This is a genomic window from Ligilactobacillus aviarius (assembly GCF_001654615.1).
GTDB classification, from domain to species: Bacteria; Bacillota; Bacilli; order Lactobacillales; family Lactobacillaceae; genus Ligilactobacillus; species Ligilactobacillus aviarius_B.
In genome coordinates, this window is record NZ_LWUD01000002.1 from 1 (window position 1) to 14,934 (window position 14,934).

The window sequence follows — 14,934 nt, forward strand, 5'->3', positions numbered from 1 at the left end:
GCCGCTACTTCAGCCATTGAATCCTCGTGAGTTTGGTAATAGTTTATCACACTTAATTTGAAATCAGCAGTAAAATTCCGTTTATGCCGCCGTGGTTTGAGAGCATCAGGACCATTTAACCGGTATCTTTGAACCCATCTAGATATTTGACTTTCTCCAATATGATATTTCTCACTTAAATCATTGATACTCTGTGCAGTTGAAAGATATTCATGAACAATCTGCGCCTTTAATTCAGGTTTATATTTAACCATACAAAAAGTGCCTCACAATCATTAGTTTTTTGTCTAACAATTGTAGGGCACTTCATTTTATCGGTTCGTTTTTTTATTTTAACTTGTACCCACCTTGATTATAATTATGCCTTATTGAGATATAAGTAAAAAGAGATTAAAAAAGTTTAAATATCGTGCTGGATTTCATGTTCTTATTTAAATAGCTGCTACAATTATTACATATAAGTATTGAGCAGTTTTAATGAGTTAAAGGAGAGGAATACAAATGAAAAATAAAAGTTATTTCGGTGATCGTTACAACCGAGTAAAACTATATAAAAAAGGTAAGTTTTGGGTCGCTTCGTCCTTAACATTCTTATCATTAGGAATTGGAATGGGGGGTAGTAGCAGGCATTGCTCACGCACAAGAAGTGCCTCAAACTTCAATTGAATCAGCCCAAATTTCTAGTCAACGGCTTGTTAGCGAAAGCAGCAAGACGTCTATTCAAACACAATCAAGTTCGCAATTAGAAAAAGTAAAAGTCCAATCAGAAACTGAAAAATCAGCGCCAACGGTGGTTTCATCATCAGTTAAGCCTAATAGTAGTCTCCAACAAAGTTCAAGTTTAGTTTCTGCTGCAAGTTCGACAGTTGCCTCTTCACAAAGTCTGAAGAGTTCAAGTAGTCGTATGCCAAGTTCGACAGCTGCTTCTTCACAAAGTTTGAAGAGTTCAAGTAGTTGTGTGCCGAGTTCAGCGGTTTCATCTTCAAAGACCTCGATTTCCTTAAGTTCAAAGGAAAGTAGCCAAGGCGAAAACTCAAAGTCATCAAGCAGGGTTCCAAGTTCGCTTTCATCTGAGGTCTCACGATTATCAATCAAGCAAAGTTCAGTGACTAGTTCCACGTCTTCAACAATCCCGCTTGTTGATGGCGAAAAGGGAACATTATCGAATGATCCGGAATTCCCGTCCTCAGTCAAAACGACCATTAATGATGGCCAACGGTTGAGTGAGGTCAATCCGGTAATAAAGAACCATGATAAAAATGAAAATGCAACCTTTGCGGCTACCAATAAGCTGTATGATATTAGTTCAACATATGTGGGCGATGTCACTTTATCACCAGAAGACGCTCAAAATATCGATATGGATGATTTGGATGCTCAATGGTATATCAAATATGAAAATAATGATGGGCAACCGATCAACGATGTTATTACGGCTGATGATCGGTGGGATAATGGTGAAATTTACTATTCATATGAAAACGGATCAAAGGTTCGAACAGATACCGAATCAGGGGTAAATTACCTTTCAAAGAACGGTTATTCCCTTGATCAAGTTGAAATTAACTATTTTATTAATCCCTGGAACCAAAGTGTAACGGTAACGCTTTATTTTGACCATAGTCGGTCAGCGGGGAAACCAGTTGACGTTGTTTATCAAACGGCTGATGGTAAAATTTTAGGAACTGGAACTGCAAGTTATGAAAGTTCATCAGGAACGGCTGAAACTACGCCATACGTTGGTGATACTTACACAACAACTGCCAAAACATTTACGGGGTATCAATTAACGAATACACCATCAAACGCTAACGGGACGGTTACAGATTCAACGCAAACGGTAACGTATACGTATGCTCCGGTTCAAGAGAAGGTAAACGTTCAAATTATCGATGATACAACTCATCAAACGATTAAGACGGTTACAGTCAATGGAAGTTTTGGACAAACAGTATCAGAAACAACGAATGACATTTTACAAAAGAATTTGACCAATGCAGCTAATTACAATGTTGTCAGCAGCACTTGGCCTAGTTCGTTGACTTTTAATACTTCAAATAATGGAGCAACTTATACGATTCATGTAAGTCATAAGACGAAGTCGGCAACGGTTACTGCTAACGTTACCCAAACGATTCATTATGTATATAGCGGCTCTTCAAAGCAAGCGCAACCGGACCATACTGCTCAGATTACATTCCAAGCAACGGAAACGGTTGATGAGGTTACTGGACAAATTATTTCGCAAACTCCATGGAAGAATGTATCTGGAACAGATGAATTTCCATCGATTCAATCACCGGAAATCGTCGGCTATACTCCAAGTTATACGTCATCACAGGCGATTACAGGAGTAACCGCTAATACGCCGAATAACGTCCAAACGATTACGTATACACCTAACAACTATGTAATGACGATTACATTCTATGATATGGATGCTAAACGGATCATTCAGCAAAAGGTCCTTGAAGGGGCTTATGGAACGACGGCTAACTTTGACTACCAATCAGTAATCAATCAACTTGAAAGTCAAGGTTATAAAGTTGCGCGGAACAACATTCCTTCAAAGGGATTAGTATTCAATAACACTGGAAAGCAAAACTACGAAGTTGACTTTACCCACACTTCAACGGTTTTACCAAGTGATGCAAAGGGATTAACCAAGGTTATTGAAAGAACGATTCATTATGTCTATGCTGATGGGACAACCGCGCATGCCGATGACGTTCAAACGGTTACGTATACCCGAACAGCGACAGAAGATAATGTTACCCATGAAATTACTTACGGTACATGGACGGCAGCAAACAATAACTCAACTTTTACGGAAGTTAAGTCGCCAACGATCAATGGATATACTCCAAGTATTGCAACCGTTGCGGCTGAAAATGTCAGCAGTAATGCAAATAATTCCGTTGTTACGGTCGTTTACACTCCAAATAATGGGGGAACTCAAACACCGCAAAGTGACACGAAAACAACGGTTACCCAAACCATCTATTTTTTAAAGAATGATGGTACGCAGTTGCTTCAACCAAAAGTAACAACAATTACATTTACGCGGACGAAGAATGCGGACGGAACATATACTGCTTGGACGGCGGAGGGCAGTGATGATTTTCCGGCATATACTGCTCCAACGATTAGCGGTTATGAACCAAATATTAAAGCAACTCAGGCAGTAAACAACGTTCAAGCAACTGACGCAAATAACGTTCAAACGATTATTTATTCACCAATTGAAGCCGATGCGGAAATTGTATTTTATGACCAAACAACAGGGAAAAATATTAACGTTGTCAACTTGAACGGTGATTATGGAACGTCATCAAGTTACTCGCCAACGACTGAAATCAGTACGCTTGAATCAATGGGTTATAAGTTAGTATCAAATGATTTTCCTAAAAACGGAATTTCATTTGAAGAAACTGGCAGTCAGCAGTACACCCTTGTATTTGCACATACGATCGTTCCAGTGACTCAAACATCAACGGTAACCCAAACAATTAAGTATCAATATTCAAATGGAACTCAAGCTGCCGCTCCAGTAACGCGTTCATTAACGTTTACGCGGACGGGGACATTGGATAAGGTAACCAACCAAGCAACTTATGGCGATTGGAAACCGCAAACAACGAATACTTTCGGTGCGGTTAAGTCACCCGTAATTTATGGCTATTCGACTTCTCATCCGGAAAGTACGGCGGTAACGGTTGATGGTTCAAGCCCAGATAATGTTCAGGTTATTACCTATATTCCAAATACGGAAACGGCAACGATTACCTTTACTGACCAAACAACTGGTCAAACAATCAATACGGTAACGGTTCAAGGTGATTATGGAACGTCATCAAGTTACTCACCTGATGCTGAAATCTCCGCTTTGGAAAGCCGGGGATATGAATTAGTAAGCAATAACTTTAAGCCAATTTCATTTGATAAAGATAGCACAAGTCCGCTTGTTAATTATCAAGTTGTTTTAAAGGAACAAATTGTTAATTCAACTGAAACAAAGACAATTACCCAAACGATTCACTATGTTGATCAAACGGGAAAGCCACTTGCTGCTGATCATACGGCAACGATTACCTTTACGCGTCCAGTTACAACGAATAAGGTGACAAGTGCAACTACCTATGGAGAATGGACTCCAAGTAGTTCAGACTTTCCGGCAGTTGTTTCGCCAACGATTACGGGTTATACCCCTGATAAGGCTGAAAGTACGGCAGTAACGGTTAGTGCACCGACGGCAACAACTACGCCGCAGAATAATGTTCAAACGATTACGTATACGCCGAAACAAGAAACAATTAAGATCGAATACATTGATGCGTTTGATCCAAGTGATCCGACGACACCAAATTACAATTCGACGAATGTTTTAAGTACGACGACCTTGACGGGAGCATATGGAAGTGAAGCTACTTATTCACCAACAAGTACAATTACTGATTATCACAATCAGGGATACGAGCCAGTTGGTTTCCATCCATCTCTTCCGGCAAAAGGATTATGGTTTAACGTCGATGGCACACAAGTCTTTAAGTTTTATTTGATCCATCAAACAAAACAAGTTGCGCAAACAGCCCATGTAACATATACGGTTCACTACGAATTAGGACAAGCACCAGCTGATGGTTCAAAGATCAATTTACCGGCTGATAATGTGCAAAACTTTACCTTTACTCGTGATAACACGGTTGATGAAGTTACTGGAAAAGTTTTATCAAATGGTAAATGGAATGTGGCTTCACAACAAACAAAAGCTGTTACATCACCAACGATCACAGGTTATACGGCCGACCCAACAGTTGTGGCAAGCCAGACGATTACACCGAATGCCGATGGAACGGATGCTTCAATTACGAAGAATGTAATTTATACACCAAACCAGGAAAGTGCAAAGATCGAATATTATGATCAAACTACTGGAAAGGTATTAAGTACGGATACAGTTACAGGGGCATTTGGAACAAAGTCAAGTTATAACCCAGCGGAAAATATTCAGAAATATATTAGCGAAGGTTATCAGGTTGTGTCTGATGGTTTCCCAGCAGGCGGAATTGATTTTAATAATGCCGGGAATGTTCCAACTTACCGCATTACATTCAAACATCAGATTACAACAGATACAGTTACAAATAATCCTGATAAGATTAGCGGTTTAAGTTTAACAGGAACCCAAACAATTAATTATGTTTATGGAACAAATACTGGTAAACAAGGTCAGCAGGCAGCACCGACCAAGACAACGAAGATCACTTTTACACGGACGGCAACTTATGACCATGTAACAAAGCAGGTTACTTACGGAGCATGGACATCACAGGTAACGGGTTATCCAGCAGTTGTTTCACCAACGATTAGTGGGTACACCCCAAGTGCGGCTTCATCAACGGCAGTTACGGAAAAGCCAACAGCTAATGCAACTGCAAGCGACATTAGTAATACTCAAACGATTACGTATAATGCTAACCAAGAAAAGGTAATTGTTAATTATATTGATGAAACGACTGGGAAGACACTTAACTCGGTCTCGTTAACGGGGACTTTTGGATCAACAGATAAATATGATCCAAGTACACTTATTAAACAATACGAATCAAAAGGTTATGTATTGGTTAATAATGAGGTTCCAACAAACGGTATTCAATTTAATCAAGATGGTAAACAATTAACATTTGATGTAACGTTCAAGCACGGGACGACAACTTATGGACCCGCTTCAACGAATTTGCCTCAGGGAGTAAAGATTTCAACGTCAACTACCCGGGTAATTAACTACGTCTATGGAACGAATCAAAATGGACAAATTGTTGCCGGAACGCAAACCGCAGCTCCATCAAATACGGAAACGGCGAAGTATGAGCGGACAGTAACGGTGGATAATGTTACAGGGACGCAAACGGCATCAGCCTGGAAGCTTGTAAGCGGCAGCGCAACGTTCCCTGAAGTTAAATCACCATCAATCACAGGATATACAGCTAATGTTGTTGAAGAACCTTCAATGAGTGCTTCTCCTGATGGTCAAACCCATACAGAAACGGTGGTTTATACACCAAACCAGGAAAAGGCAATAATCACGTATATTGATGATACGACGGGTAAGACCTTAAAGACGGATACGATTACTGGGAATTTTAATTCGGATTCAAATTACGATCCGCAAACTGTAATCAATCAATATGAAAAACAAGGGTATCAACTTGTTAGTGATAATTGGCCAACAAATGGGGCAGTCTTTAATAAAGATGGTGTTGTTCAGAATTACCAAGTTCATTTGAAAGAAGCAACCCAAGATTTCGATCCATCGAATAATCCGGATGATCTTGATTTAAAGCATACGGTAACCCAAACGATTCACTATGTATTTAGTGATGGTAAACAGGCGGCACCGGATGCAACGGCTTCAATCACGTTCAACCGGACAGCGATTAGAGACGAAGTAACTGGCAAAATCACGTATTCGGCATGGCAAGCAGTTGGAAATGACGACTTTCCTGCTGTGAAGTCGCCGGTCATTACGGGTTATACCCCAAGTGCAGTTTCATCAACTGCAATTAATAATGTTACTGGTGATGCGGCTGATAATGTCCAAACGATTACTTATACTCCAAATAAGGAAACCGCAACGATCAAGTATGTTGACCAGACCACGGGGAAGACACTCCAAACGGTGAGTGTAAATGGTGTTTATAACGGAACAACAAGTTATAATGCAAACTCAGTTATTCAAAACTATGAAAAACAGGGATATGTGCTTGTAAATAATGGGGTGCCCGCAAATGGCATTACCTTTAACAAAGATGGAGTAACACCAACCTATACGGTAACGTTGAAACATGGAACAACGACATATACTTCAACAAATAATCCGGCAGGTTTGGATTTGAGTAATACGGTGACACACACGATCCACTACGTATACAGTACTGGTGGTCAAGCTCAGCCAGATAATACGCAAAAATTGACATTTACGCGGACAGCAACCAAAGATAATGTAACGGGAACGATCACATATAGTAATTGGGGACCTGCAACTGGGACCTTTAATTCAGTAACAACACCTGCAATTACGGGTTATACTCCGAGCGCAACATCATCAACGGCAATCACGGGAGTAGTAGCATCAAGTGCTGATAGTTCACAGACGATTACGTATACTCCAGACCAAGAAAGTGCAACGGTAACATTTATTGACCAAACAACGGATAAGACGATCAAGAATGTAACCTTAACGGGGGCATTTAACTCAACATCGAATTATTCACCGGCAAGTGAAATTGCTGCATTAGAAAAGGCGGGGTATCAGTTAGTAAGCAATAATTATCCGACAACGGGTGTTAAATTTGATGAAGCCGGACAAGCGCAACACTTTACGATTACGTTAAAGCACACATATACAACGGAAACGCCAACATCAAATCCGGATGGACTTAATCTTTCGCATAATGTTGTGGAAACAATCAACTATGTTTATGCTGATGGGAAGCAGGCTGCGCCAACGAAGACAGTTACAGTAACATTTACGCGAACTGCAACAAAGGATAATGTAACTGGCAAGATCATTGGATATTCAGCATGGCAAACTACTGGTAATGATAGTTTCCCAGCGGTTGTTTCACCACAGATCACCGGTTACACTCCAGATAAGTCGAGTGTTGCTGCAGTTTATCATTTGACCGGTCAATCGCCAAATGTAACGACAACGGTAACGTATACTGCTGACCAAGAAAAAGCAGTCGTGCAATACATTGACGATACAACTGGTAAGGTGATTGCAACGGATAATTTATCGGGAGCATACGGAACCGATTCTTCATACCAACCTGAAAATGAAATTAAGAAGTATGAACAAGCCGGTTATCAATTTGTAAGCAGTGACTATCCACAAGATGGAAACGTCTTTGATCAAAATGGCAAGGTCCAAACGTATCAAATTCATTTGAAGGAAACAACGACAACGTTTACTCCAAATAATAATCCGCAAAGTTTAGATTTAACGGATACTGTAATTCAAACGATCAAGTATCAATTTACTGATGGGAAGCAGGCAGCTTCTACCAAGAAAGCGTCGATTACGTTTACGCGGGATGCAATCAAAAACAATGTAACGGGAGCAATTACTTATACACCGTGGACACCGGCAATTAGTAACTTCCCTCAAGTTACATCACCGGAAATTACAGGCTATACTCCTAGTCAAAAACAAAGTTCAGCAGTCGCAGTTCAACCTGGCGATAAGGATAATGTTCAGGTGATTACTTATGCGCCAAACCAAGAAAAGGCGACAGTAACGTTTATTGACCAAACAACTGGCAAAACTTTACAAGTTGTTGATTTAAGTGGTGCATATGGAACAGTTTCAAGTTATCAACCAACCGCAACGATTCAAAAATACGAAGCTGAAGGATATGTTCTTGTGAAGAATGGATATCCACAAGGTGGTGCAAGCTTCAGTGAAGACGGAACGGTTAATAATTACAATATTTACTTGAAACATCAAGATGATCAAAACCCAGCTGGCTTAGACCTCGATCAAACGGTAACGGAAACGATCAACTATGTTTACGCTAATGGTAAACAAGCGGCAGCAAGCAAAGTATTAACGTTACACTTCCACCGTGATGCTCAAAAGGATGCCGTAACGGGTGCAGTTACCTATACTCCGTGGCAAGCGGTCGATGGAACTTCGTTTGATGCAGTTAAGAGTCCGGTGATTACGGGATACACTGCAAACAAACCGGTTGTTCAAGCAGTTGATGGTGTTTCAGATACAACTCCTGATCGGACGGTTACGGTAACGTATACGCCAAATCAAGAACAAGCAACGGTAACGTTTGTTGATGATACGGCAAATAAGGTGATTTCAAAGGTTAACCTTAATGGTGCATTTGGAACAACTTCAGCATATAGTCCGGAAGCTACAATCAAGCAATTAGAAGCCAAGGGCTATGAAGTTGTAAGTAATGATTTCCCAGCAAGCGGAATTGATTTTGACCAAGCTGGAAAAGTCCAAAGTTTCACAATTCACATGAAACACAAGACGACCATTGACACTGTTGATCACAATCCGGATAACGTTGCAGGATTGACCCATGAAGTAACGCGGACAATTAATTATCGTTATCAAAACGGTCAAACTGCCGCTAATTCAGTTGTTCAAAGCGTAACATTTACGCGGACGGCAACTAAGGATCAAGTCACTGGACAAATTACTTATAGTCCATGGGCAAGAAGCCGGGATGTTGTATTTGCAGCTGTTCAATCACCGGAAATTGCAGGATATACTCCGAGCGAAAAGGTAGTTCCAGCGGTTGCAACGGTGAATGCTGATACCCAAAACATGGTTGAAAATGTTATTTATATTCCGAATGAAGAACAAGCAACGGTGAGCTTCATTGACGATACAACAGGAAAGGTGTTATCGACGACAACATTAAGTGGCGCATATGACACAGATTCTGATTATCAACCAGATCAAACGATCAAGCGTTATGAAAGCAAAGGATACGAACTTGTAAGTAACGATTATCCACAAAACGGGAATATCTTTAACCAAGCTGGAAAAGTTCAACACTTTGAAATTCATTTGAAGCACCGGATTACGACGGACACAGCAACCACTAATCCAGATAAGTTGTTAAATCTTCAGCATACGGTAACGCGGACGATCAATTATCGTTTCCAAAACGGAAAGACAGCTGATCCGTCTGTTGTGCAACAGATTGTCTTCAGTCGAAGTGCAACCTTTGATCATGTTACTGGTCAAATTACGTATTCGAAGTGGAAAGCATCTGCAAATGACGCTTTCAGTAAGGTAATTTCACCGACGATTAAGGGTTATACGCCAAATAAAGCAGCAATTCAGGCTCTTAAGAATGTTGCTGAATCAGCTTCGAATATTACACAGGTCGTTACCTATTCTGATAATCAAGAAAGTGCAACGATCACTTATGTGGATGATACAACAGGAAAAGCAATTCAAACGGTAACAGTAAATGGTGATTTTGGAACTAAGGCTGATTACGATGAGTCCGCAGTCCTTAAGAACTATGAAAAGAAGGGTTACCAGTATGTCAGTGGAAATTATCCAGCAAATGGAATCACTTTTGATGTTAATGGAGTTGTAAAGCATTACGTTGTTCACTTAAAGGAAACAATTAATAATTACACGCCGGAAAATAATCCGAAGAACCTTGACTTAACGAAGACGATTACCCGGACGATCAATTACGTGGATGCCAATGGTAAGCAGATGGCTCCAAGCGTAACGCAAACAATCACGTTTACGCGGAACGCAACGGCCAACGAAGTTACGGGACAAGTAACGTATACTGATTGGCAACCAAGTGGTAACGATGATTACAACGCAATTGAATCACCAGCCGTTAAGGGTTACACGCCAAGTACGACCCAAGTTGGCGCAGTTAATAATGTTCCAGCAACGGCAACCAGCACCGTAACGAATGTTGTTTACACGGCAAACAAGGAAACGGCAATGGTAACGTATGTTGATGAAACAACCGGCAAGGTATTATCAACAACAACGTTGACCGGACCATACGATTCAACATCAAGCTACGATCCACAAGCAGTAATCGATAAGTACGAAAGTGAAGGTTACCAATTAGTAAGCAATGATTATCCAACAAACGGACAAATCTTTGGTGAGGATGGAGTAACGCAACACTTCACGATCAAGTTCACGGAAAAGACAAGCAACTACACGCCGGAAAATAATCCGAAGAAGCTTGACTTAACGAAGACGGTTACCCGGACGATCAATTACGTGGATGCCAACGGCAAGCAAGTAGCTCCAAGCGTAACGCAAACGATCACGTTTACGCGGACCGCAATGGTCAACGAAGTTACGGGACAAGTAACGTACGGTAACTGGCAACCAAGCGGCAGTGACAGCTACAACGCAGTTGAATCGCCAACTGTGAAGGGCTACACGCCAACGCAAAAGACAGTTGAAGCTGAAAACAACGTTTCAGTAAACTCAACTGATCAAGTTGTCAATGTCGTCTACACGGCTGATAAACCGGCAACACCGGAACACAAGCCGAGTGAACCGGATAAGAAACCAACGACACCGGAACACAAGCCAAGTGAACCGGACAAGAAGCCGGCAACACCGGAACACAAGCCAAGTGAACCGGATAAGAAGCCGGCAACACCAGAACACAAGCCAAGTGAACCGGACAAGAAGCCGGCAACACCAGAACACAAGCCAAGTGAACCGGATAAGAAACCGACGACACCGGAACACAAACCAAGTGAACCAGTTAAGAAACCGGCAACACCGGAACACAAGCCGAGTGAACCGGACAAGAAACCAACGACACCGGAACACAAGCCAAGCGAACCGGACAAGAAGCCGGCAACACCGGAACACAAGCCGAGTGAACCAGCTAAGAAACCGCAGACATCAGTTGAAAAACCAACTGAACACGTTCAACCATCGAGGAAACCTGTTCAAACTGCTAAACCAGTAGCAAGACAATCATCGAAGGTTGAAACGGTGAAGAAGGCTGTTTCAACGAAGCAGACTTCATCAGCTAATGAAGGAACGGTTCGCGTTGCGGAACAATCAACCATGATTGAAAAGCAGACGTCAAATAATTCAGCTGCGCAACCAAATGAAAATAAGAATACTTTGCCGCAAACCGGTGAAGATTCAGCAAATCATTCGTTGTTCGGCGAATTGTTGCTCGCTCTTTCAGGATTGTTTGGGTTCTTCGGAATCGGAAAACGGAAAAAAGATAAAGAAGAATAGCTGAATGAGAAACGAATCTTTGTCAATTGAGTTGGCGACGAACGTTTAAAGAGAAGCATTGACTGTATTTATGCAGTTAATGCTTCTCTTTTTGGTTAAAAAGCGAAAAACGAGTAAAAAAATAGTATTGATGATTTTCTCACCAATACTATTTTTTGTTTAAAAGTGTTTTCCTTTCGGTTTATTCCACCAGCCAGAAGCCTTCTTTTTAGCAGGCTTCGTTTGATTTCGTGGTGGAATTGGTTCTTCTGATGAAGAATCTGATTTGTGATTTGAATCCGTTGAGAATGACTGATCAATTGGTTGATCGTCATTTTGAATTTCATAATCAGTTGCTGGTTCAAGGAGAATGTCTTCATCTTCAGTAGGGGTAGTATTTTCCTCCGCAGTTCCAAAGATCACTCCTAATAATCCAGCTTTCTTCAAAATTGCAAGGTATGCAAGTCCAAAACCGCCGGCAAGCACTGCACAGTAAATGAATGCGGTGACCTTTGATTCTGGAACGAAGAAGATTTTGATCAACTTGTTGATGACAAACGTAATCGCCAATAAGACAACATTGATCTTAAGAATTTTACCAGCATAGCGCAGTTGCCCTTTTTGAATGTAATTGCGCCGCAACATTAAGTAAACGTCTAAGGTTACCAGCCCAAAGGCAATTGAAGTTGCCAATGTTGGACCAAATGCGCCGAAAAAGTAAATTGCAGGGGTCTGCAAGGCCAATTTTAAAATTACCCCGACACCGAATTTCTTAATCGCATAGCGTTGATAGCCCATTGATTGAACGGCAGTGAAGAAGTTCATGAAAAGGGCCAAAATAATACTGTTGATCAATGCAAATGACATTAATTGAGCACCAATCTTTTGGAAATCAAAGAAGATTCCGTTGACTTCCCATGCTAAGATCGAAAGCAAAATTGATGCCGGAATCAAACATGCTAAGTTCAATTCAATGTTTTGCGAAAGAACGGTTCCGGTTTCCTTACGACTTTGCTTTTGAGCTAACAGCGGCAAAGATGTTTCAGAAATGGCCGTTGTTAATGAAATCACAACTGCAGTGATCTTATTCGGGTTGGCTGAGAAATAAGTAAAGAGGTCACGCGCCGTTTTCAGCGGCATATCCATCATTCCGACCGCAATTGTTTTGAAAGTCATCTGATCAACAAATTGGAAAATCGTAATGGCTGATCCGATAACAACGAACGGAATGGCGTCATGGATGATCGCCTTGAAAATTGACGGAATATGATTATTGTCGGCTGGTAGACTTTGCTCGTACATTTCCTTGTATTCATTGCGCTTTTTAAATCCGTGGTACGTCAAGTACAGTAAACTGAAAACTGCTCCAACGAAGGCAGCAAATGTACTGTAATTGACAGCCTTTAAGAAACTTCCGTGGAAAACTTCCATGATCACGAATGTCGTTGCGATGATGAAGATGACCCGCATGAGTTGTTCCCATAATTGAGAAATTCCATACGGTTGCATGTCCTGATTTCCTTGGAAGAACCCTCGGATCAAACTCATTGGCGGTAAGATCACCAACGCAGGAACGCAGCACCGAATCGTAACCGTTGTTGCTTGAACGGAAACAACTGGACTCGTAGCCGCAATCCAAGGAGCAGCGACCCAGAAAATAACTCCGGAAATCAACCCCATTCCAATCATTACGATCATTCCATACTTGAAGACCCGTAAACTGTTGCGAAATTTATTTTCACTATTGTATTCCGCAATTTGCCGGGCAATTGAAGATGGAAATCCTGATTGACTTAAAACAAGAAAAAGGGCGTATGGAGTATACGCTGAATTAAAGATTGCTTGAGCAGCATTGCGCTGTTCAAGGCTTCCCATCATCATTAACCAGGGAATTAAATAGATGATTCCGAGGACCCGTGAAAGGATACTTCCCATCATCATCCAAAAACTTCCAGATAATAATTTTTTCTTCATATATAATTCTCTCCAATACTAATTAAACATAACAAGTTTACCACTTTTGAATTGAATTTTAAAAGTTGATTGTGAGAGGAAAAGATGAAAAAAGAGAAGGTGTGACAAAACGTTAAAAACGAGCGTGGTGGAAGCAGAAAAGCGAACGAATCGCGCAGCATAGATTCGGAGGTTTTCGAACTTCCAAGTAGCTCGTTTGTTTTGGAACCCGATTATGCGGATATAACAAAGAGGTCGTGACAATTATGTCACAACCTCTCTTAAATCTTGTTCAATAACTTAATCATTAAAAGTTCCGTTTTCAACGTCACTTAAGAATCGTTTTAAGTGTGCGAAGTAAACTGGAGCATTATCGATCATGTGGTGGTGGCCACCGTAAGGAGTGGTTTCTAACCGAGCGTGCGGAATATCACGTGCCATCCGTTCAGCGGACTTCAATGGCATTGTTTCATGTTCACCGAATGTCAATAAGGTTGGCATTGTGATGTCTTTCATCCGGTCGCGGATATCCCATTCCTTTAATTTTCCAGTTACAACGAATTCATTGTTTCCTTGGAATGCGTTGTACACCGGAGTAGCCATTGTTGGAATCAAGTGGCGAATTGCCATTGGTTGTTTCCGATCAACGTATTCCCGGTTCAAAACGTCAACGTAGCCTTGGTAACGAGCATTATCAAGGCCATTTTTAGCTTCGCATTCTTTCATGTAAGCAACGGCTTCAGGGGTTAATGTCTTTTCCCGAAGAGCGTTGATGTGTTCAAGGTATTCGTCAATGTTGTCGACCATTGATGAGATGATCAATCCCTTTAAGTGTTGGCCGTATTTAAGAGCGTACATCATTGCTAAAGCACCGCCCCATGATTGACCAATTAAGTAGAAGTTATCATAGTTGAGTTTTTGCCGAAGTTCCTCTAATTCTTCGAGGTAGTAGTTGTATGTAAGGTATTTTTCGGCAATCTTGGGATCTGAGTAATCTGGTTGGTCAGAATAGAATGAACCAAGTTGATCATACATTGTAACTTCAACGCCGAGATCAGCCAGTTCTTCTCCAAAGTTTTCCCAATATTCGTGGTTACCGCCAGGGCCGCCGTGGAGACAAAGCAATTTGATGTCGCCTTGGCCTTCGGTGTGAGTCCAAATGTGATAGCCGTTATCAAGTGTAATAATATGAGTTCCTTGACGCATGTTTTTCACCT

Annotated in this window: 5 protein-coding genes; 2 read left to right on the top strand and 3 right to left on the bottom strand. The window is 41.1% G+C overall.

Annotation, left to right across the window (positions count from 1 at the left end):
- Positions 1-254, bottom strand: a 254-nt coding sequence (locus tag A3O17_RS00245) for a helix-turn-helix domain-containing protein (protein WP_155729646.1), incomplete at its 3' end; no start/stop codon positions are given.
- A gap of 247 nt (positions 255-501) precedes the next feature.
- Here A3O17_RS00245 and A3O17_RS08005 point away from each other — a divergent pair.
- Positions 502-666 (top strand): KxYKxGKxW signal peptide domain-containing protein, encoded by a 165-nt coding sequence (locus tag A3O17_RS08005; protein WP_081255599.1) that lies wholly within the window; start codon positions 502-504, stop codon positions 664-666.
- Positions 605-11,785, top strand: a complete 11,181-nt coding sequence (locus A3O17_RS00250; RefSeq protein WP_225354710.1) for a mucin-binding protein — start codon at positions 605-607, stop codon at positions 11,783-11,785. The genes A3O17_RS08005 and A3O17_RS00250 overlap by 62 nt, the downstream gene beginning before the upstream one ends.
- Before the next feature lie 159 nt (positions 11,786-11,944).
- Here A3O17_RS00250 and A3O17_RS00255 read toward each other — a convergent pair whose 3' ends face one another.
- Together A3O17_RS00255 and A3O17_RS00260 are read right to left on the bottom strand one after the other, a co-directional pair.
- The gene (locus A3O17_RS00255; RefSeq protein WP_064212523.1) at positions 11,945-13,738 is read right to left on the bottom strand and encodes a putative polysaccharide biosynthesis protein; all 1,794 of its coding nucleotides are present in this window, start codon (positions 13,736-13,738) and stop codon (positions 11,945-11,947) included.
- 279 nt (positions 13,739-14,017) lie between these two features.
- Positions 14,018-14,923 (bottom strand): proline-specific peptidase family protein, encoded by a 906-nt coding sequence (locus A3O17_RS00260; protein WP_064212530.1) that lies wholly within the window; start codon positions 14,921-14,923, stop codon positions 14,018-14,020.
- Between the last annotated feature and the right edge of the window lie 11 nt (positions 14,924-14,934).